General features: G+C 34.4%; 18 protein-coding genes. 4 read left to right on the top strand and 14 right to left on the bottom strand.

Features of this window, described 5'->3' with window-relative positions; all coding sequences use genetic code 11:
* Positions 1–6: 6 nt before the first annotated feature.
* The 9 genes from murG to mraZ all read right to left on the bottom strand — a co-directional run bounded on the left by murG (position 7) and on the right by mraZ (position 10187).
* A complete protein-coding gene (gene murG, locus NNH57_RS04620; RefSeq protein ID WP_074408465.1) occupies positions 7–1119 on the bottom strand; it encodes an undecaprenyldiphospho-muramoylpentapeptide beta-N-acetylglucosaminyltransferase in 1113 nt (370 codons plus the stop codon).
* The gene (locus tag NNH57_RS04615; RefSeq protein ID WP_074408466.1) at positions 1116–2321 is read right to left on the bottom strand and encodes an FtsW/RodA/SpoVE family cell cycle protein; all 1206 of its coding nucleotides are present in this window, start codon (positions 2319–2321) and stop codon (positions 1116–1118) included. The genes murG and NNH57_RS04615 overlap by 4 nt, the downstream gene beginning before the upstream one ends.
* Before the next feature lie 28 nt (positions 2322–2349).
* The gene (gene murD, locus NNH57_RS04610) at positions 2350–3684 is read right to left on the bottom strand and encodes a UDP-N-acetylmuramoyl-L-alanine--D-glutamate ligase (RefSeq protein WP_074408467.1); all 1335 of its coding nucleotides are present in this window, start codon (positions 3682–3684) and stop codon (positions 2350–2352) included.
* A 1-nt stretch (position 3685) separates the two neighbouring features.
* Positions 3686–4918 (bottom strand): phospho-N-acetylmuramoyl-pentapeptide-transferase, encoded by a 1233-nt coding sequence (mraY, locus tag NNH57_RS04605; RefSeq protein WP_074408468.1) that lies wholly within the window; start codon positions 4916–4918, stop codon positions 3686–3688.
* 40 nt (positions 4919–4958) lie between these two features.
* Complete coding sequence (locus NNH57_RS04600) at positions 4959–6422, bottom strand: UDP-N-acetylmuramoyl-L-alanyl-D-glutamate--2,6-diaminopimelate ligase (RefSeq protein WP_108808341.1); 1464 nt, start codon at positions 6420–6422, stop codon at positions 4959–4961.
* Positions 6419–8413, bottom strand: coding sequence for a penicillin-binding protein (locus tag NNH57_RS04595; RefSeq protein ID WP_074408470.1), 1995 nt, complete (start codon positions 8411–8413; stop codon positions 6419–6421). The genes NNH57_RS04600 and NNH57_RS04595 overlap by 4 nt, the downstream gene beginning before the upstream one ends.
* A 4-nt stretch (positions 8414–8417) precedes the next feature.
* Positions 8418–8729, bottom strand: coding sequence for an FtsL-like putative cell division protein (locus tag NNH57_RS04590; protein ID WP_025665065.1), 312 nt, complete (start codon positions 8727–8729; stop codon positions 8418–8420).
* Positions 8726–9622: a 16S rRNA (cytosine(1402)-N(4))-methyltransferase RsmH gene (rsmH, locus tag NNH57_RS04585; protein ID WP_074408597.1), complete on the bottom strand. Its 897-nt coding sequence runs from the start codon at positions 9620–9622 to the stop codon at positions 8726–8728. Before rsmH ends, NNH57_RS04590 begins: the two co-directional genes overlap by 4 nt.
* A gap of 97 nt (positions 9623–9719) precedes the next feature.
* Positions 9720–10187 (bottom strand): division/cell wall cluster transcriptional repressor MraZ, encoded by a 468-nt coding sequence (gene mraZ, locus NNH57_RS04580; RefSeq protein WP_025665067.1) that lies wholly within the window; start codon positions 10185–10187, stop codon positions 9720–9722.
* 303 nt (positions 10188–10490) lie between these two features.
* Between mraZ and NNH57_RS04575 the strand changes: the two genes are divergently transcribed.
* Both NNH57_RS04575 and yihA read left to right on the top strand, forming a co-directional pair.
* On the top strand, positions 10491–11261 hold the full coding sequence (locus tag NNH57_RS04575; protein ID WP_074408471.1) for an alpha/beta fold hydrolase: 771 nt from the start codon (positions 10491–10493) through the stop codon (positions 11259–11261).
* 19 nt (positions 11262–11280) lie between these two features.
* Entirely contained in the window at positions 11281–11886 is a 606-nt protein-coding gene (gene yihA / locus NNH57_RS04570; RefSeq protein ID WP_074408472.1) for a ribosome biogenesis GTP-binding protein YihA/YsxC, read from the top strand.
* Here yihA and NNH57_RS04565 read toward each other — a convergent pair.
* The 3 genes from NNH57_RS04565 to gldB are packed head-to-tail and all read right to left on the bottom strand — an operon-like array spanning position 11883 to position 13614.
* Entirely contained in the window at positions 11883–12248 is a 366-nt protein-coding gene (locus NNH57_RS04565; RefSeq protein WP_074408473.1) for a hypothetical protein, read from the bottom strand. The two genes, yihA and NNH57_RS04565, sit on opposite strands and share 4 nt — an antisense overlap.
* Before the next feature lie 59 nt (positions 12249–12307).
* Complete coding sequence (gene gldC, locus NNH57_RS04560; protein ID WP_074408474.1) at positions 12308–12646, bottom strand: gliding motility protein GldC; 339 nt, start codon at positions 12644–12646, stop codon at positions 12308–12310.
* The gene (gene gldB / locus NNH57_RS04555) at positions 12646–13614 is read right to left on the bottom strand and encodes a gliding motility lipoprotein GldB (protein ID WP_108808461.1); all 969 of its coding nucleotides are present in this window, start codon (positions 13612–13614) and stop codon (positions 12646–12648) included. The genes gldC and gldB overlap by 1 nt, the downstream gene beginning before the upstream one ends.
* A 181-nt stretch (positions 13615–13795) precedes the next feature.
* On the opposite strand from gldB, the gene nadE reads away from it, so the two are divergent.
* Together nadE and NNH57_RS04545 are read left to right on the top strand one after the other, a co-directional pair.
* A complete protein-coding gene (gene nadE, locus NNH57_RS04550; RefSeq protein WP_074408475.1) occupies positions 13796–14584 on the top strand; it encodes an NAD(+) synthase in 789 nt (262 codons plus the stop codon).
* 141 nt (positions 14585–14725) lie between these two features.
* Positions 14726–15358, top strand: coding sequence for a response regulator (locus NNH57_RS04545; RefSeq protein ID WP_024770694.1), 633 nt, complete (start codon positions 14726–14728; stop codon positions 15356–15358).
* Here the strand turns inward: NNH57_RS04545 and dnaG are convergent.
* Entirely contained in the window at positions 15355–17322 is a 1968-nt protein-coding gene (gene dnaG, locus NNH57_RS04540) for a DNA primase (RefSeq protein ID WP_074408476.1), read from the bottom strand. The genes NNH57_RS04545 and dnaG overlap by 4 nt on opposite strands.
* 196 nt (positions 17323–17518) lie before the next feature.
* Positions 17519–20782 (bottom strand): fibronectin type III domain-containing protein, encoded by a 3264-nt coding sequence (locus NNH57_RS04535; RefSeq protein ID WP_108808340.1) that lies wholly within the window; start codon positions 20780–20782, stop codon positions 17519–17521.
* Positions 20783–21197 lie beyond the last annotated feature (415 nt).

The following is a 21197-nucleotide window of genomic DNA, read 5'->3' as shown; positions in this document are numbered from 1 at the left end:
ATGCTTCTAATTTCTTACTGCTTTATTTTGCATTAATTTTTCAATCTCATCTACTATATCCGAAGTAGCATTAGGCAAGGCCAATTCTTTTATTCCTTCAGAAAGTTTGGCTTGTACATTTTCTGAATCTAGTAATTCTGAAATCGTATACTCAAACTTATTATCGAGTTCGCTTTCCTTTAACATTACAGCTCCATTTTTATCAACAATTGCTTTCGCATTTTTGGTTTGATGATCTTCGGCTACATTTGGCGAAGGGATAAATAATGTTGGTTTAGCAACAATACATAATTCTGAAACCGAACTTGCACCAGCTCTTGATATAATAACATCTGCAGCTGCATATGCCAAATCCATAGTCTCTAAAAACTCATGTACTTGCACATCCTTTTGACTTGTATATTGTTTATAATCTGAATAATACAGTTTCCCACATTGCCAAAGTAACTGAATCTCTTTTCCTGCAAAAAAACCAAGTTCTTTTTCGATCAATTGATTAATTCTTCTTGCTCCCAGACTTCCTCCAATAATCAAAATTGTTTTCTTTTCTGGATCAAGGGTATATTTTGTAATGGCCTGATCTCTCTTTTCTTTAGTATTTAGCAAATCCTGACGAACAGGATTTCCTGTTTTTATGATTTTATTCTTCGGAAAAAACTTTTCCATATTATCATAAGCAACACAAATCTTACTGGCTCCTTTCGACAACCATTTATTGGTAATCCCCGGAAACGAATTTTGTTCCTGAAGCACGGTTGGAATCTTTCTTGAGTTTGCCATTTTTAATAATGGCCCACTTGCAAATCCCCCGGTTCCTATAACTACATCTGGATTATATTTTTTTATAATTTTTCTGGATTTCCACAGACTGCTTAATAGTTTTATCGGAAACAACAAATTACTCAACGTTAGCTTTCTTTGAATACCACTAATCCACAATCCCTCAATTTCATATCCAGCTTGCGGTACTTTTTGCATCTCCATACGATCCTTTGCTCCTACAAACAAAATAGAAGTATCTGGGTATCTGTCACGTATTTCATTAGCAATAGCTATTGCAGGATAGATATGTCCTCCTGTGCCTCCTCCAGATAATATGATTCTTAGCTTTTTGCTCATAAAACTTCACTCAAAACCTCTAAAGGGTCCTCTTCTTTTTCTTTTATTCGTTCTTCTTCTATACTAGTTTCTCTTTTACTACTTACACTTAATACAATACCGATTGCCAGGCAGGTCATCCAAATTGATGTTCCCCCACTACTAATAAGTGGTAGCGTTTGCCCCGTTACCGGAAACAACTCTACAGCAACTGCCATATTTATGAACGCCTGAAAAACAATAGGCAAACCAACCCCCATAACTAATAACTTACCAAAAATATCTGCGCTTTTGTGAGCAACAATCACCAACCTCAATAATAACAATATGTATAATAACATTAGAAAAACTCCTCCAACAAACCCCCATTCTTCAATAATAATTGCATAAATAAAATCTGATGATGACTGTGGTAAAAAGTTTCTCTGTACACTTTTACCAGGGCCTGTACCAATAACTCCTCCTCTGGCAATTGCAATTTTTGCACGTTCTATCTGATAATCTTCCTGAGTATCCTTATTGTCTGTAAAATTTTCTATTCTACTTACCCAAGTATCTACCCTATTTGGAAAAACTCCCGGAAATGCCTTTGCAAACAAAATGAAAAAAGTAAGTATCAAAAGTCCGGACCCTAAGATCACCGAAATATATTTTAGCGGATATCCTCCTAGAAATACCAAAACAATTACCATTGAAAATATGATTGCTGCAGTAGAAAAATTGGCAGGCAAAATCAACATTAGTACCAAAAACACAGGTAACCACAATGGCAATAATGTTTCCTTAAAAGTAACTGCTTTATCTTTAATTTTTGAAAGATATCTAGCTACATAAGCCATTAAAACTACTGCTGCCAGAGTAGAAGGCTGAAAACCTACACCAACAAATGGTAAACGAATCCACCTACTTGCGTTTGTTCCTCCGCCTGTTGTATTCTGCGCCAATGTGATTAACAACAGTACAATCACCATTGGTATCATGATAATAGAAAGTCCTTTGAAATAATGGTGAGGTATCTTATGCACACCATACATGATCAAAAAACCTAAAACAAGATGTGCAAAATGTTTAACCAAAAAACTAAAAGTATCCCCATCACCTCCATACAAATATGCCAAATTACTACTAGCACTATATACAGGTAGGAACGAAAACAGTGCCAACAAAGCTGCTACCGCCCAGATCGCCTTATCCCCTTTTATATTTGCTAGTACTTTAGTCATTCTTACTATTAATTTTTTGTATTTTTTATTACAATTCTCTTACTGCTTCTTTAAATTGTCTCCCTCTTTCTTCGTAGTTTTTAAATAAATCAAAACTTGCACACGCTGGAGATAACAGTACATTTTCATTTCTCTCCGCTATTTTATACGCCATATTTACAGCTTCTTTCATCGATTGTGTTTCTATAATATTATCCACACAATTTCCAAATGCATTAATAATCTTGGAGTTGTCTACTCCTAAACAAATAATAGCTTTTACTTTTTCATTAACCAGTGAATACAATTCTGTATAATCATTTCCTTTGTCTACTCCGCCAACAATCCAAACTGTTGCCGATTTCATAGCATCCAAAGCATAAAAAGTAGCATTTACGTTTGTCGCTTTAGAATCATTAATGTATTGTACATTATTAATCTTTAATACATCTTCTAATCTATGTTCTACTCCATGAAAATTCTCCAGGCACTCTCTAATGGTCGCTTTTCTAATTTTTAACAATTGTGATACTGTAGCGGCGGCCATAGCGTTTTTTACATTGTGATTTCCTTTTAATGCTAAATTTGTTGTTGGCATGATTACTTTGTTGTTATCTATTATTATTGTTATATTTTCTTCTTCTAAATATGCTCCATTTTCTACCTTTTTGGTCAATGAAAAAGGCAGTAATCTTGAGCGAACGGGATGTTGTTTTAAATATTCTGTTATTACAGTATCGTCTGCATCATAAATGAAATAATCATTTTCATTTTGATTCATTGCAATTCTGAATTTTGACGCTATATAGTTCTCAAACTTGTATTCGTATCGATCCAAATGATCTGGAGTAATATTTGTAAGAACAGCAATATGCGGAGCAAAATCCTTTATCCCATCTAGTTGAAAACTACTTAGCTCAAGCACATAAAAAGGAGCATCATTTTCTGCTACTTGTTTTGCAAAACTATCTCCTATATTACCAGCCATATTGGCTTTTAATCCACCATGCTGAAGCACATAATGTGTAAGCATTGTGGTGGTAGTTTTTCCATTACTCCCGGTAACACCAACAATCTGAGCGGTTGTATATTTTGCAGCGAATTCTATCTCAGACACTACAGGAATTCCTTTTTTATGCAGCTTTACTATTAATGCTACTGTATCAGGAATTCCAGGGCTTTTCATAACAACATCTGCATTCAGAATTTTAATTTCTGTGTGCTGTTGTTCTTCCCATTCGATTTCAAAATTTCTAAGAACTTCTTTATATTGATCTGTAATTATTCCTTTATCTGAAACAAAAACATCGAACCCTTCTTTTTTACCCAGAATAGCAGTTCCTACTCCACTTTCTCCTGCTCCCAGCACCACCAGCCTTTTCATACTATCTAACTTTTAATGTAATCACTGCTATAATCGCCATGAAAATGCCGACAATCCAGAATCTAGTAACGATCTTACTTTCATGTATTCCTTTTTTTTGATAGTGATGATGCAATGGAGACATTAGAAATATTCTTCTTCCTTCTCCATGTTTCTTTTTGGTATATTTAAACCAACTCACCTGCATCATTACTGATACGGTTTCAATAAAAAAGATGCCACATAAAATTGGGATCAAAAATTCTTTACGTATTGCGATTGCAATTACTGCTATTATTCCTCCTATAGTAAGACTACCTGTATCTCCCATAAAGACCTGAGCCGGAAACGTATTATACCATAGAAACCCTACTAATGCCCCTGCAAATGCAGTAATATAGATGGTCATTTCTCCAGAATTTGGGATATACATCACATTGAGATAGTCTGAAAAAATAATATTACCAGACACCCATGCAAAAAGAGCTAATGTTAATACCATAATTGCAGATGAGCCTGCTGCAAGACCATCAATCCCATCGGTTAGATTCGCTCCATTTGATACGGCCGTAACAATAAAAATGACAATAGGTATAAAAATTAACCAAGCATATTTTTCCATTTCAGGACTAATCCAGGTAATCAAATCTGAATAGTCAAACTCATTATTCTTAAAAAAAGGTATCGTAGTTTTTGTAGATTTTATAGCGGGATTAAAATCGGACACCTCTTCTCCGGTATTTACAACTTGCTCTGTTTCTGATTTTACTTTTTCTTCTTTGATAGTAATATCATTATGAAAGTACATTGTACATCCTACAATAAGCCCAAGTCCAACCTGTCCTATTATCTTAAATTTTCCTGCCAGCCCTTCTTTATCTTTTCTTTTTATTTTTAAGTAATCATCTGTAAAACCAATAACTCCCATCCATAATGTAGTAACGATCAATAAGATTACGTATATATTATCAAGTTTAGCAAACAGCAATACAGGCACCAGAGTTGCCAGAATAATAATAATTCCTCCCATGGTTGGTGTACCAGCTTTTTCGGCTTGACCATCCAGACCAAGCTCACGAATGCTTTCTCCCATCTGTTTTTTTCTAAGAAAATTTATGATTCGTTTACCATAAATTGTAGAGATTAATAGCGACAAAATTATTGCCATTGCTGCCCTAAAAGTGATAAACTGAAACAACGTCGCCCCGGGGAACTGGTATTCGCTTTCCAAATATTCGAATAGATAGTATAGCATAAGTTACTACCTCTACCTCTTTTTTAAGAGAGTCAAGGATTTATTTATTTAGTTTTTTTAGTTCTTGTTTGACAATTTCAAAATCATTAAAATCGGTTCGTTCTCCATTAATTTCCTGATAGGTTTCATGCCCTTTACCAGCAATAAGAATGATATCATCTTTATTTGCTAATTGGCATGCAGTTTTAATAGCTTGTTTTCTATCTGTAATTGATAGTGTTTTTTTATAATCCTGCGGCTCTACTCCTTTCTCGATATCTTCTATAATCTGATCTGGATTTTCTGTCCTGGGATTATCACTCGTAAAAATTGTTTTATTACTAAGTCTTGCTGCAATGTTTCCCATCACAGGTCGCTTCATTTTATCTCTATCTCCACCACATCCTACAACTGTAATCAATGTTTCATTATTGGTTCGAATATCATTAATAGTCTCTAACACATTTTTTAATGCATCGGGTGTATGAGCATAATCAACTATTGCTGTAATTTTTTCATCAGAGATCATATATTGAAATCTACCACTTACACTTTGCAAGTCGCTTAATAGCTGAAGGGTTTCTAAGGTTTCGAGTCCTAATAATTCGGCTGTACCAAAAATTGCCAGTAGATTGTATGCATTAAAACTGCCTATTAATTTTGCCCAGACTTCATGATCATTCAACTTTAGCAATAACCCTTCTAAGCTACTTTCTAAAATTTGACCTCTATAATCGGCATAGGATTTTAAAGCATAAGTATGTTGTTTTGCCTTAGTATTTTGAATCATAAAACTTCCGTTTTTATCATCTTTATTAACCAATGCAAAAGCTTTTGCCGGCAACTCATCAAAAAATGTTTTCTTTACATCACGATATTCTTTGAATGTGTTGTGATAATCTAAATGATCATGAGACAGGTTCGTAAAGATTCCTCCGGCAAAATCTAATCCTTCTGTACGTTTTTGATGTATCCCATGAGAACTAACTTCCATAAAACAATATTCTACCCCTGCATTATTCATTTCTTTTAGGTAGTAGTTAATAGTTAAAGAATCCGGAGTAGTATGTGTCGCATCATAAACTTTGGCATCTACTACAACTTTTACTGTAGACAACAAGCCCACTTTAAATCCCGCTTTCTTAAAAAGCTGATATAATAAAGATGCAATTGTTGTTTTACCATTGGTACCTGTCACTCCAACTAGTTTTAGATTTCCGGAAGGAGAATCATAATAATTAGACGCCATAATTGCCAATGCAGATTGCGTATCTTCGACCTCTACATAGGTTACACCACTAACTGCAATATTCGGAACCTTTTCGCAGATCACAACCAGAGCTCCTCGATCAACGGCTTTTTCTATAAAATCATGACCATCTGAAACAGAGCCTCTAATAGCTACAAACACATCATCTTGCTCGACTTTTCGTGAGTCGAATTCAATCTTATTAATGCTCATTGTTGTATTACCAACTACGGCATTAATCGATACCTTATATAGAATGTCTTTTAACTCTATCACGATAATTCTAATCTCACTGTTTGGTTTATCTTTACTTTAGTTCCTGGTTCTATAGATTGTTTTTTCACTCTTCCTGATCCTTTTAATTCGACTTTCAGTCCCATATTTTCTAAAAGAGAGATCACATCCATAGCTGGCATACCTGTTACATTAGGCATTATAGTCTTGTATTTTTGAGCGTTCTGATAATACTTCTCATAACTATTTACAACTGATTTACTTTCAACAACAGCATAAGAAACCTCATCAATTACTGGTATATCATTATATATTTTTGTAGCAATGGTTTTAAAGACCGGAGCAGCAACTTCACTACCATAATATCCTTTTTTCTTATTTGGTTTATGCACCACTACAATGCAAGAGTAAATAGGTTTATCAGATGGAAAATAGCCGGCAAAGGATGATATATATTCACGTTCTTTGTCTTTCCCATAATTTCCCCAACATGTGCCTGTTTTGCCTGCAATACCAAAATTATTAGTACGGATATTATCTGCTGTTCCTCTCTTAACCACGTTCTTCATCATCTCCTGAACAATTTTTGCAGTTTCTTTAGAACATATTGTTGGATTAAGAATTTCTTTATCAAACCTCTCCCTGGTTTTATCCCATGTTTTGACTTCTTTAATAAATCTAGGTTTTACCATTTCGCCATCATTAGCGATTGCATTATAAAAAACCAATGTTTGTAATGGCGTAATTGCAACACCATAACCATGTGCCATCCACGGCAATGTGGTTCCGTACCAATCTTTATCCCCTGGATAAGGAATTTTAGGTTTTCCTTCTCCTTTAATTGCCAATCCAAGCGTTTCTCCAAGCCCCATATTAATTAATCGATCTACAAACTTTCTGGGATTATCTTTATAATTTTCATTAATCATCTTAGCAAAAGCAGTATTCGATGATAACTCAAATGCTTTTGCTGCAGATATTTTTCCATATCCTCCCCATTTAGAATCTTTTACAATTCTATCATAAAACTTTACACGACCATTTTCTGTATCTACTACATAACTCGAATCAATAACTCTGTCTTCTAAAGCAGCAACCATTGTCATCAATTTAAATGTAGATCCCGGTTCATGAGATTCTCCAACTGCATAATTAAGTTTCTCATAATATTTCCCTGCATTGGTGCGTCCCAGATTAGAAATCGCTTTTATCTCTCCGGTTTTAGTTTCCATTACCACTACAGTGCCATGCTCTGCTTCAAATGTTTCAAGTTGAGCCAGTAATGCGTGATGTGCGATATCCTGTATATTTACATCAATAGTAGAAATAACATCATACCCATCTTGCGGTTCTACTTCGTTAGCATCCCCTATAGGTTTCCATTGGTTTTTTGCTATTTTTTGCTTTTTTCGTTTCCCTTCTTTCCCTCTTAAAAATGGTCCATAAGCCCCTTCTAAGCCTACTCTGGTATAATACCCATGTTCATCCCTTCTTTCATACCCTACTGTACGTTCAGCTATTTTTCCTATAGGATGTTCTCTTACTGTACGTTGCTCTACTATTAATCCTCCTCGATTAGCTCCATATTCGAACAAAGGGAATTTTTTAACTCTCATATACTGAGAATACCCTAAATTTCTTCGTAACAACAAGTATCTATTTCTATTCGCTCTTGCAGTTCTTATAATTTTGTCATAATATGAAACTGGTTTTCCAAATTCTTTGGACAACGCTATGCAAAGTGGTTTAATATGTGCTCTAAAATCCTTATCATTAACTGCCAATGCATCAAATCGTATATCATACTTAGGAACAGATGTTGCTAAGAGGTTTCCTTTACTATCATACAAGTTACCTCGGTTCGCAGGGATATCAAAGGTTTTAAAAACTCGTTCCTGAGCTTTCTTACGATACATATCCCCTTCTACAAACTGTATATTCACTAACTTGACCAATACTGCTATTGCAAAGATGAACATACACGCTGCTATGAAATACAATCGGTTTAATATGTTTTTTTCTTTTATTGCCAACAGTTTACTTTTTTACTATTATTTTTCTAGGAGGTCTTTCGGGGCGTTTTAGCCCTTTTTGCGTCATCTTTTTAATTATTGATGACTCCATCTTCAATCTCATCAATTCGGTTTTTCCATCTACAAAATGTGTCCTTAATTCTCTAACTTCATTATTCAATCTAGCAATCTCATGCACCTTACTCTCTGCATTATGTGAACTTGCAATCATTATTATTGCCAAAAAAGAAAGAAACAATAACATTCTCCAGTTTTTCATTGCATCATCTGCAATAAGAAACTTACCTTTTAATATGTCATAAATTGTCTGCTTCAAATTCTTTCGGCTATTCTCAGTTTAGCACTTCGTGCTCTATTATTTTCTTTAACTTCTTCTTTATCCGGAACTATCAATCCTCCTACTTTTTTAAAAGGTACCGATACGTTACCATATAAATCCTTTTCCGGCTCTCCTTCAAACATCCCGCTACGTATAAATCTCTTTACCAACCTATCTTCTAAAGAATGATAAGAGATCAGGCTAATTCTTCCTTCGACATCCAAGAGCTCTGTTGTTTGTACTAAAAACTCTTTAAGAGCTTCAATCTCCTGATTTACTTCGATTCTAATCGCTTGATATATCTGTGCCAGTATTTTATGTTCTTTATGTTTTGGCAAAAACGGCCTAAGCACTTCTTTTAATTCTACACTGGTTTTTAAACTTTCTTCTTTTCTGGCTCCAACTATCGCTCTTGCTAGCTTAGGAGCACTTCTCAATTCTCCATATTGCAAAAACATCATCCTTAGATCAGACTCATCGTATTCATTGATTACATGATAAGCTGATATTTCTCCGTTTTGATTCATTCTCATATCCAGATCTGCTTCAAACCTAGTAGAAAAGCCCCTATCTGCTACATCAAACTGATGTGAAGAAACCCCAAAATCCCCCAAGATTCCATCTACTTTTCTAACCCCATAGAATCGTAGAAATCGTTTAATAAACCTAAAGTTTTCGTTTATTAAAGTAAATCGATCATCATCAATCGCATTCTCTAAAGCATCCTGATCCTGATCAAAAGCAAACAATTTACCTTCTGGCCCCAATCGCTTCAGAATTTCTCTAGAATGACCTCCTCCACCAAATGTGACATCGACATAGATTCCATTTGGCTTCACTGCTAATCCATCTACCGTTTCTTTAAGTAAAACCGGGTTATGATATTCCATCTCTCTCATCTTTTCTTTTCTAGTTTTAACAGTCTAAATAAAAGCCTAACCTCTACTAATCTTATCAGAATAAGCGCTTTAACTTCTATCAACACTATCAATCATGATCTATTTCGTCATCAAAACCCATTACTTCTTCTGCCAAATCTGCAAAATCAACAGCTGCATCATCAATTGCCTTTTCATATTGATCTTTGTCCCAAATCTCTATAATATTTACAGCAGATGATAACACCAAATCTTTAGTAATCCCTGCAAAGCCAACCAGATCTTTTGGAATCAAAAGTCGACCAGCAGCGTCAATTTCAACTACTTTTACACCAGCAGTAAATTTTCTGATGAAATCATTATTTTTCTTTTTAAAGCGGTTGAGTTTATTAATTTTTTGCATCAAAAGATTCCATTCTGCCATTGGATACAACTCCAAACAAGATTGAAAAACAGCTCTTTTTAATACAAATCCATCTTGTAGCACCGGCGAGAGTTGCTTCTTAAAAGCCACAGGCATCATCAGACGTCCCTTAGCGTCTGCTTTACACTCGTATGTGCCGATTAGATTTACCACTTTTATTTCCCTAAACGTTTAATTAGTCAAATATATTGAAAAAATTACCACTTTTTACCACAATTTACCACATTGTTAATAAATTGTCTTCTAAACAATAAAGCCACAACTACTAAAAACTTTAAGATTTTGTTTATCAGCACACTACGGTAACACTTGTGAATTCTTGGTTTCACCTAATTTGAGATAGAAATAATAGGCCGTAAAAAAAAATATAAAAAATCATTCTGTAGTATTAATAAAAAAACCCAAAACTAATTATGAAAATGCTATATTTGCTTTTAATTCTTGTAAGAAGTATTAATGAAGCACGAATTAAAAAAAGACGGAAAATTTAGTTATCTAGATTTAGGGGAAGGCACACCAATTATCATTCTACACGGATTGATGGGTGGTTTGAGTAATTTTGAAGGTGTTAGTTCTTACTTCCCTGAACACGGATATAAGGTACTGATTCCTGAGCTCCCTGTATACACTTTACCTTTACTAAAAACCAAAGTTAGTACCTATGCCAGGTACCTTAAAGATTTTATAGATCATTTAGGATATGGTGATAAAGAAGTTATACTTCTAGGTAATTCTCTAGGAGGACACATTGCACTTTTATGCACCAAAATGTTTCCCGAAAAAGTAAAAGGCTTGGTTATAACCGGAAGTTCTGGCCTTTATGAAAGTGCCATGGGAGAGAGTTATCCAAAACGAGGTGACTATGAATACATTAAAGTTAAAGCAGAAAATGTATTCTATGACCCCGAAATTGCCACCAAAGAAATTGTAGATGAAGTATACGCTACTGTTAATGATCGAAATAAATTAATTAGAACTCTTGCAATTGCTAAGAGCGCTATTCGGCATAACATGGCAAAAGATTTACCAAACATGAATACCCCAACTTGTATTATTTGGGGGAAAAATGATAATGTTACTCCTCCAGAAGTTGCAGATGATTTTAATCGTTTATTACCTGATTCTGATTTATACTGGATTGACAAGTGTGGTCATGCTGCTATGATGGAGCATCCCGAAGAATTTAACCGTTTACTATACAATTGGTTACAAGAACGTAACTTCTAATCATAATTGATTTGATACTATGAAGATTAGTAGCGCTGAATTTGTAATGAGTAATAGCGATGTTGCCAAATGTCCTAAAGATAAACTCCCTGAATATGCATTCATAGGCAGATCTAATGTTGGCAAGTCCTCATTAATCAACATGCTTACTACTCGCAAAAGTCTTGCTAAAACATCTGGAAGACCGGGAAAAACGCAATTGATTAATCATTTTATTATCAATAAGGCTTGGTTTTTGGTTGATTTACCAGGATACGGATATGCAAGAGTATCTAAGTCTTCAAAAAAAGTATTTCAGAAATTTATTACTGCGTACTTCTCTAAACGCATACAATTGGTTAGCGCTTTTGTTTTAGTGGATTGCCGTCATGAACCACAAAAAATAGATCTTGAGTTTATGCAATGGTTAGGAGAAAATCAAATACCATTTTCTATTATTTTCACAAAAGCCGATAAGCTTTCAAAAAATAAATTACCCGCTCAAATAAATGCTTACACTGAAGAAATGCTCAAATATTGGGAAGAAATGCCTAATTATTTTATCACCTCATCTTCTTCTGGGTTAGGCAAAGAAGATGTTCTTAACTACATAACAGAAATTAATTCGCAGCTAAAAAAATCTTAACTCATTTTCTTTTTCAGAAATTCTATCAATTCTTCTACAGAGTTTAAAGATGATATCTCTTTTGAATCAAATAGTACATCAATCTTTTCTCCTTGCTTTTGAAAAATAATAGGAAATCCAAAATTCTTATCTCCCAAACAGGAATACATTCTCAAAAACTCATCTTTATACATAAAAACGAATTTATAATTTGAATTTTCTCTAAAACTCTTCCATTCCTTTTTTTCAGAAAAATTACCATGAGTAAGACTACAAAGATCACATGAATATGTAGTCGGACTTATAATTTTATGAAGGTTATCAAGATATTTATTCCAAATATCTGATTTTGTATTATATACAAAATACAAGGTTTTTTTCAATGTTTAGATTTTGACATTTAGTCAACAAATTTGATAAAACATTTCAAAAAAGCACAATACTATTTTTGCTTAAGTTCTAGTTTTTCAGCAAAATAATCACAAAAGTCTTTCATAGTTGCCGACATTTTTTCATCTTGCGTAGCTCGATAAAAAGTATCACTCATAGCAACTAATGTTTGATGAAAAAAGATCTTCATTTCATCTACTGGCATATCTTTAGTCCATAAATCAATACGAAGGCTTTCCTTATTTTTGCTATTCCATACAGACAGAAGCATTGCTTTGGTTTCTTCGTTCTCTACTCCACCATCTTTTGCCGTCCATTTTAATTTTTCTGGAATCCTGTTTTCATCTAGCTCTATATCTATTTTTATTTCTGACTTATGATTATTTGCCATTATCTTTCGGGTTTATATTTTGATCTATTAAAAATCGTTTCGGCATCTGCCACTATTAATTGCCGCAAAGATACATTGTTATTTTTCATATACGAAGCTACAATTCTCCATCCTATAAATTGTCCTATTCTATCTGGTGCTTCTTTATCAATTTCTTCTAAATAAAATTTTGAAAAAGGTCCAGGGTACAAAAATCTAGGCATAAGAGTGCTGTCTGTACTGTATAATAGTTGGCGATCTACGAAATACCTCCATATTTCCTCTTCATTAGCTTTTGCCCAGGCATATTGCTCCTCTGTATACCCTATTTTTCTGGCATCACTAAAATCTGGTAAGAGTAAATTTTTAAGATATAGTTCTTTCCCAAAAGAAACAAGATTACCTAAAAACGTTCTATCTCTAATCGGCCCTATCTGGTTTTTAGCATACATAGAGGCTACCTCTGGCACTATATACTGTCTGTCAAAATGTTGTCTTAAGTATTTTTGTATCCCTTCATAAAAATGATGATCCTTACCTAAATATGTATCCAAGGAAATAATAAGTAACCCTTTTGACAGTACCACTTTATTATGATAATCTACATCATTGGTAATTGTAACCACTCTAGGTTCTTTAATTTCTGGGAAATAATATTTAATATGCTGAAAAAGTGAATGTAGTTCATTTTCCTCAGAAGAAAAATCGGGAAAAGCTTTTTCTACTTCTTTGTTTACTTCTTGTTGTATTGTATCTCGAGATCTTTTAATCCATACACTATCTGCATATTTTTCTGAAAATAAGAAAGGATATTCTTTTTTTAGATTAGGTAAGTTTTCCTGAGTCATTTTTGCAAATAATCGATCAAAACGTTCAATTTTAATATCTACAGGGATTTTAGCAACCTCTTTATCTACTTTATTTTTGCTAGAGCAAGAAAATAATATGCAAAAAACAATGGCTAATTTTAAATACTTAATACTATTCATTCCTAAATTATAATATCTCTTTAAATAATTTCTACTATTCCAGAACGCCATCTTTTTTTATTAATTTTATATTCGCAAAGGTAAGATATCAAATTGCCACAGACAAAGATCGAAATACGAAGTATAAAACTGAAATACTCATCGTATTCGGATTTAAATTAACACTAACAAATAACGAAGAATGCAAACAGAAAAAGTAATTGATCATATCGTAAACTGGTTAAAAGAATACGCTACCAATGCAAACATAGAAGGTTTTGTTATTGGTGTAAGCGGGGGGATTGATAGTGCTGTTACTTCTTCTTTATGTGCAAAAACAGGATTAAAAACGCTTTGTGTAGAAATGCCAATTCATCAAGCCCAGAGTCAGGTAACCAGAGCCCAGGAGCATATTACCCAATTAAAAGAAAGGTTTCCTAATGTTTCTGATATCAGAGTTGACCTAACTCCGGTTTTTGAAGAATTAAAATCTGTGGTTCCGGAGACAGCTCCAAGTGCACAACTTGATCTGTCATTAGCAAATACCAGAGCTCGATTAAGGATGTCTACATTATATTATTTTGCTGGTTTATACAAATATCTAGTTGCAGGAACAGGTAATAAGGTTGAAGATTTCGGAGTTGGTTTTTACACCAAGTATGGGGATGGTGGCGTGGATTTAAGCCCAATTGCAAACTTGCTAAAAAGTGAAGTATATGCTATAGGAGAAGCTTTAAAGGTACCTAATTCGATACAAGTTGCTCCTCCAACTGATGGATTATTTGGAGATAGCAGAAGTGACGAAGATCAAATTGGTGCAAGTTACGATGAATTAGAATGGGCTATGAAAATGAAAGATGAAGGTAAAAAAATTGATGATTTTAAAGGAAGAGAACAAGAGGTTTTTAAAATTTTTATCCGTCTAAATACCGTAAACCAACACAAAATGATCCCTATTCCGGTGTGTAAAATACCCGTTAATCTATTATAATCAACATTTTGTCGATAAATACATAAAAAAAAGTTTACGAGGACTAGTTCTTAGTAATTTTGCACAAAGATTTGAAAATTACCCCTAGCCTAAGATGTTACACTCTTAAAATTAAACTAACATTAACAATCGTAAACAAGAATGACAACCGTATTAATCGCAGATCATCATCCAATTACAAGGAAGGGGATCGTTTCCTTATTTCGCAACTCAGAAGATTATGAGATCATTGGCAAAGTAAGTAACGGAAACGAGATGTATGATGTTTTGAAAGCTAATACTCCAGATGTACTCATCATGGAGTTAGATTTACCTCAGATCAATGGAATTATGGCATTGAGAACTATTAAAAAAGAATTTCCCAGAATCAAAGTAATTATTTTTAGTTCTCATCCCGAAGAAATGTATGCTTTAAGTGCTATTAAAGCAGGAGCTTCGGCATACTTATCCAAAACAGTACCAACAAAAACACTTAAAAAAGCAATCGAACGCGTTGCAAGGGGTGGTATATATTTAAATGATAACCTTACACAACAATTAGCAAACGGAAATGCTAATGAAAATAATATGGTTGTAAAATATAAAAAACTATCCTCCAGAGAAATAGAAGTACTCAACCTGCTATCTTCTGGAAAACGCAATAAAGATATAGCTTCTACATTATCTATTAATGAAAAAACGGTAAGTACGTATAAGACACGACTGCTAAAAAAATTAAAAGTGGATAATCTTGCTGATCTAATTCATCAATCCAGATTATTGCATATTAGCTAAACTACTCGGTTTAGCTTCTCAGACAATATTCTTTTTAATGACAGATAATCCATGATATCCTGTATGGTTTCTTGATTATCATCGGCATCAGTATTTGGAGCTTTCACTTCTTGTGAGAGCTCTTTTACTTTTTGACTAATCAGAAATCTTCGTAGATTTAAAATAATATCACTCACATATTGGGCTATTGTAAAATCTTTTTGTTTTACATGAATCTCCATATCTATCCATCTATGCAATGTATATCGCTCTTCATTCATCATGATAGCTGTGATCTCTGAAGCTATCTCGGGAGCCACATGATTAATAAAATTTTCGATTTTAAATTCTTCATTTTGATGTAATTGTTCTATTAAAACAACATATATCTCTTTAAAACTATTGTTAGTAAATTCTATTTCATCATCCTGAAGATCTAGATATATTTTCTCAAATACTTTTGTAGTATGTACTTCTGGCTCTAAAACGAGATCTCCATCATCATTTTCTTTTAAAACAAGATCTTCAAACTCTTCTTCACGATTTCCATAAAGTAATAATATCTCTATGACCTTTCTTTCTAGTTCGTACTGTTCGTCAACTTTTGGAGATTGAGCAGTTTCTTTCTTTACAACTTCTAGTGATTTTTGATGCTGTTTTTGCTGTTTACGATCTTCTTTTACATCAACATTACGAATTTGTGCTAAAGTATCAAACAATACATCTTCAGAAACGTCCATTATTCGAGAGCATTCTTTTACATAAATCTCTCGTTTGATCACATCTGGGATTTTAGAAATACTGGTTACCATATCTCTAACCAATTCTGCTCTTTTAATAGGATCATTCTTAGATTCTTGCTGCAATAGTGATGCCTTAAAGCTAATAAAATCCTGAACATTCTCTTCGAGATACGAGCTTAGTTCTTCTAGCGTATTTTGTTTAGCAAAACTATCTGGATCTTCCCCATCAGGAAAACTACAGACTTTTACATTCATTCCTTGTTCAAGAATCAAATCAATCCCTCTCAAAGAGGCTCGCATCCCAGCAGCATCACTATCAAACAATACCGTGACATTCTTGGTTAGTCTACTAATTAGCCGAATTTGATCTGATGTTAATGCTGTACCTGATGAAGAAACTACATTGGTGACCCCTGTTTGATTAAATTGAATAACATCTGTGTATCCTTCTACAAGGTAACAGTTATCTTCTTTGGCAATAGCTTGTTTTGCATGATAAATGCCATAAAGCACTTTACTCTTATGGTAGATATCACTTTCTGGAGAGTTAAGGTATTTTGCTGCTTTTTTCTCATTGGTTAAGATTCTCCCTCCAAAGCCCAGGACACGACCAGACATTGATTGAATAGGAAACATCACTCTACCTTTGAAACGATCAAATTGTTTTTCTTCTTTTACAATAGTAAGACCTGTTTTCTCTAAATAGTCTAATTGATATCCTTTTTTTATTGCTTCTGCCGTCAATGCATCCCAAACATCAGGAGAGTACCCTAGTCCAAACTTTTTTATAGTTTCTTCGGTAAATCCTCTTTCTTTAAAATAAGTTAGCCCTATGGCTTTACCTTGCTCTGTTTTAAGTAAAGAATTCTGAAAAAAAGTATTAGCAAACTCACTAACCAGATACATACTTTCTCTTTCATCTGCCTGCTGTTTTTGTTCATCGGTTTGCTCGGTTTCTTCAAATTCAATATTATATTTTTTAGCCAAATATTTTATGGCTTCAGGATATGTAAAATGCTCATGTTCCATCAAAAAGGCAACTACATTACCTCCTTTTCCGCTAGAAAAATCTTTCCAAATCTGTTTTACGGGAGACACCATAAAAGAAGGTGTTCTTTCATCACTAAAAGGACTTAATCCCTTAAAATTACTCCCTGCTTTTTTTAATTGCACAAAGTCACCTATTACTTCTTCTAACCGAGCAGTTTCGAATACAGCATCTATAGTGGACTTATTGATCATTATCTGGTATTATATAATTAATATTGAGCAGTAAGCACTTTATTGAGAATCCTACTACAAAAGTTTGTCTTTATCTATATTGACAAGCTCAACGCAAAAATAATATAATTCCTGAGACACTGTCCTCTTCTTTATTTAATAAAAAAAGAGGCTGCCTAAAAAAGACAGCCTCTTAATAATTAGTTTTGTTCAGAAATTATTTTGCTACAATAAAACTTCTTGTAACAATAGTTTCTTTAGCAGTAATTCTTGCAAAATAAGTCCCTGCAGTAAGATTACTTACATCGATTTGCTTAATTCCCTGGTCATCAATGCTACGAACTTTTTGACCAAACATAGAGAAAATCTCTAGTTTTTGGATTGGTGTCTTACCAACTGATATATTTAAAATACCATTAGTTGGGTTTGGATACAACATAAATCGTTTGTCATTTGAGTTAACATCTGTTAATTCATAAGTATCCAGCCTTACACTTGATCCTTGAACACAAAACTCTGTAGCGTCAGAATTTGTGAATTCTCCTCCTGATGCAATTGCACCTGCACTACTTGATAATGTGTAAGAGCCATTACCATAAGAACAGCAAATTCCGTCTCCAAAAGAATCAGAAATTGTAAATGTATAACTTCCTGAAGCTGGTGCACTAATAGTTTCTGTAACGGTAGACCCATCTGGATTTGCCGTAGAATAACTTTTTGAAGCCACGGTTGTACCTCCTGCATCGGTCAATGTCCAAGAAGTTTCTTCTGGATAGTTATCAAATGTTATACTTAATGATAAATCACCAGTAGCACAATTTCCTGCAGTATCACTAGTAAGTGATATTTTATCTATTGCTGCATCGGCTTGCCAGGTATTCCCAGTTACACGATTAAATCGTAATTGTAGTCCAACCCCAAGATACGCTGCCAAATCTATTGTAGCTGTTTGCCATGAGTTCCCCTGGTTTCCGCTTTGGTTCCAAATACTTGTCCAGGTTGCACCATCATCATTACTCGCTTCAACATCTAGTGATCCAAAATTGGTAGCACCATACATATGATATCTAAATGAAAATATAGCCGCTGTAGCACCACTAAGGTCAACACAAGGAGAATTAAGAATTGCTCTCTTGTTTGGGTATCCAGTACCATTTCCAGATGCTTCAACATAAATATAAGTTGATCCATCATCTGCACTTGAAGGTCCTGTATTATTAGAAGGTGTACCACCAGAATCTCTTGACCAGTCCAGATCATCTCCTGATGCTTGTGTCCATCCTCCAAAATCACTTTCAAAACTTTCACTATATGGAACAGCAACTCCATTTAAACACCCTGTTGCAGCTAGAGTAGTTACACTTATTGGTGTACTGGTAGCTGATTCATTTCCGGCAGCATCTTTAGCTAACACCTTAAACTCATATGTAGTCTCAGGAGAAAGTCCAGTTACTATATTAGTTGTAGCGGTTACAGTAGCAACTACTGCTCCGTCTTGTAATACATCATATCCTGCAACACCCACATTATCCGTAGATGCATCCCAGTTTAAGGTTGTTTGACCTGCCGAAGTATTAGATGCTGTTAAATTTGCGGGTACAGTTGGCGCCTGAGTATCTGGTGCAACTGTAGTAACAGTAATTGTTGCGCTTGCAACAGATTCATTTCCTGCTGCATCTTTTGCTTTTACAGAGAAATCATAAGAGGTACTTGCTGTTAACCCAGTAATATCTGCTGTAGTTGTAGCCACAGTTGCCACTACCGTACCATCTTGATATACGTCATATCCAGTAACTCCTATATTATCAGTAGATGCGTCCCAGTTCAATGAAGTAGAAACATCAGTAGTATTAGATGCAGTTAGATTAGCAGGAGCTGTAGGAGCTTCTGTATCTGGAGTATCTGGTTCAATTCTAAAAGCTACAACATGACTCTTTCTCACATTAGGAGCTGGTCCTTTCATATACTCACTAATATGCCAGAAAGTTTTATCATCTAATGGATCAATAGTCATTTGACCATAATCTCCGTAACGACCATCACCTCTATTATTTTGGCTATCTCCATCTGCAGAAACCTGTTCTGCAACAGTCATCGTTCCTACCGGATCACTAGCTAATCGACCAGTGTATCGTAATGAAGTATATACACTAGTGCTTACTACTGTATATGCTAACCCGATATTACCTTGTGAATCCTGAGCAATACTTCCACAAAAAGCACTAAGCCCATCTGGTTGTGTATATGTACCTTCTTGATAAATAGTCCATGGTTGCCCATCTGCAGTTTGGCGAAGTTCATACCAACGAATACCAGCTAAACTATCATTACCATCTAAGTCTACCACAAAATTCATTACCACAGAGTTATGAGTACCAAAACGTCTATAGTTTGTCATATACATCATAGTTGCCTGTAATGCATCTATGTCTGGCCCACTACCTGGTTCATCAAGGTTTTGAAAAGATCCATTATCAAACACACTATCAAAAGGTGTTGTATTGATCGATTGCGGTTGTGAAATTGTAGAATTCGCTGGAGTCGTCCAGTTTACACTGGTTGTCCATACCTTTAAGTGATCTGTTGAAATCCCAGACCAGCTATCATCTTGCATGTACACTATAGAACAACCTACACCTGCCGGAGGAAGTGTTGTACCTGTAGCATTAAATCCACCTGGACTATAAAACCCATTGGTTTCTGCTCCTGGCAATGGAAAACTTACCATTTGGGCGGTTGTTTCTCCTGCAATCATCTTATCTCGTTCTACCACAAATACAACATCATTAGTATCCGGAGCATTTTGATCTTTATTTGCAGTAATGTAGTATCCATCATTCCAGATAGATAATTTTTCATAATCAGGAAATGTTCCCGTATTAAATCTATAGGTAGACCATCCATCATTTACTGGATCTGGTCCTTTACAGACTGCTATTAAAAATCCATTTGGTGAGTTACTAAACTCCATGATAATAAATCTATCGGCGAAGTTATCATATACCACCACTGGATCTCCTAATGTTTCCCCAGGAAACAAGGTTCCTAAAGAGGCTTCAGCCAATAGAACGTTACCCGTTCTATCGAGGATACCAAAACCAGAGTTAAATGCATACACATAATGATTAGGGCCAATTGCCCCTGTTGCATCATTTAATACAGTTCCTACATGAGCATCAAAAGATGCTACTGGAGCTCGAACTGCCATTTTACGAGCACTTTTTTGTTGCTCGATAAGCGGATCATTTCCCCGAGGGAAACCTTTTCCTGGAACGAAAGTATTACTTCCTCTACGTTTACGCGGAGCGACATGGTCAAGCCCTTTAGCAGAAATAATGTTTTTCATTTTAGAAAATGCTGGGATATCCCTTTTGTAAGCTGATTCACTTACAGAGTTAGCTTTTACGGGAGTTCCCTTTTGAGCAAGCAGCCCGAAGCTGCAAAACACAAATAATGTTAGATAAAAAAATTTAGTTTTCATATGAGTGAAATTTGGTTAATTGTTCGGTTTTATACCAATTTCAGCATAAGTAGTAACGATTAACATTTTGAGGCAAAAAATGTAGAATCGTTATTAAAATTTTGGAAAGAATTATTTCAATTATGACTTGGATAAATATAGAATATTTCATCTAGAAACAAAAAAATAAATTGTCATAAAATACTTACATTCAAATGGTTACGTTAAAACCATAATTAATTTAAGGGTAATGCTTTTATTTATATATTTAACAAATATTCATTATTAGTAAATTATTTAACAAAAAAATATAAACGTCTAGCATATCGATTTGATAGGGTAGCTGTTAAATAAAGGTGTGAGAATCATAACTCAAACAGCTTATGAGGTAAAAAAAATAAAAGAGCGATATATTCATATCGCTCTTTTAAAATAA

Source organism: Aquimarina spinulae, from assembly GCF_943373825.1.
Taxonomy (GTDB): Bacteria; Bacteroidota; Bacteroidia; order Flavobacteriales; family Flavobacteriaceae; genus Aquimarina; species Aquimarina spinulae.
Note: the sequence above shows the minus strand (reverse complement) of the source record. Positions and strands in the feature narration are given on the sequence as shown.

Bases quoted from the DNA above. Each gene is read 5' to 3' on its own strand.
- murG (WP_074408465.1), bottom strand. From the start codon at position 1,119: ATGAGCAAAAAGCTAAGAATCATATTATCTGGAGGAGGCACAGGAGGA.
- NNH57_RS04615 (WP_074408466.1), bottom strand. From the start codon at position 2,321: ATGACTAAAGTACTAGCAAATATAAAAGGGGATAAGGCGATCTGGGCG.
- murD (WP_074408467.1), bottom strand. From the start codon at position 3,684: ATGAAAAGGCTGGTGGTGCTGGGAGCAGGAGAAAGTGGAGTAGGAACT.
- mraY (WP_074408468.1), bottom strand. From the start codon at position 4,918: ATGCTATACTATCTATTCGAATATTTGGAAAGCGAATACCAGTTCCCC.
- rsmH (WP_074408597.1), bottom strand. From the start codon at position 9,622: ATGGAATATCATAACCCGGTTTTACTTAAAGAAACGGTAGATGGATTA.
- NNH57_RS04575 (WP_074408471.1), top strand. From the start codon at position 10,491: ATGAAGCACGAATTAAAAAAAGACGGAAAATTTAGTTATCTAGATTTA.
- yihA (WP_074408472.1), top strand. From the start codon at position 11,281: ATGAAGATTAGTAGCGCTGAATTTGTAATGAGTAATAGCGATGTTGCC.
- gldC (WP_074408474.1), bottom strand. From the start codon at position 12,646: ATGGCAAATAATCATAAGTCAGAAATAAAAATAGATATAGAGCTAGAT.
- gldB (WP_108808461.1), bottom strand. From the start codon at position 13,614: ATGAATAGTATTAAGTATTTAAAATTAGCCATTGTTTTTTGCATATTA.
- nadE (WP_074408475.1), top strand. From the start codon at position 13,796: ATGCAAACAGAAAAAGTAATTGATCATATCGTAAACTGGTTAAAAGAA.
- NNH57_RS04545 (WP_024770694.1), top strand. From the start codon at position 14,726: ATGACAACCGTATTAATCGCAGATCATCATCCAATTACAAGGAAGGGG.
- dnaG (WP_074408476.1), bottom strand. From the start codon at position 17,322: ATGATCAATAAGTCCACTATAGATGCTGTATTCGAAACTGCTCGGTTA.
- NNH57_RS04535 (WP_108808340.1), bottom strand. From the start codon at position 20,782: ATGAAAACTAAATTTTTTTATCTAACATTATTTGTGTTTTGCAGCTTC.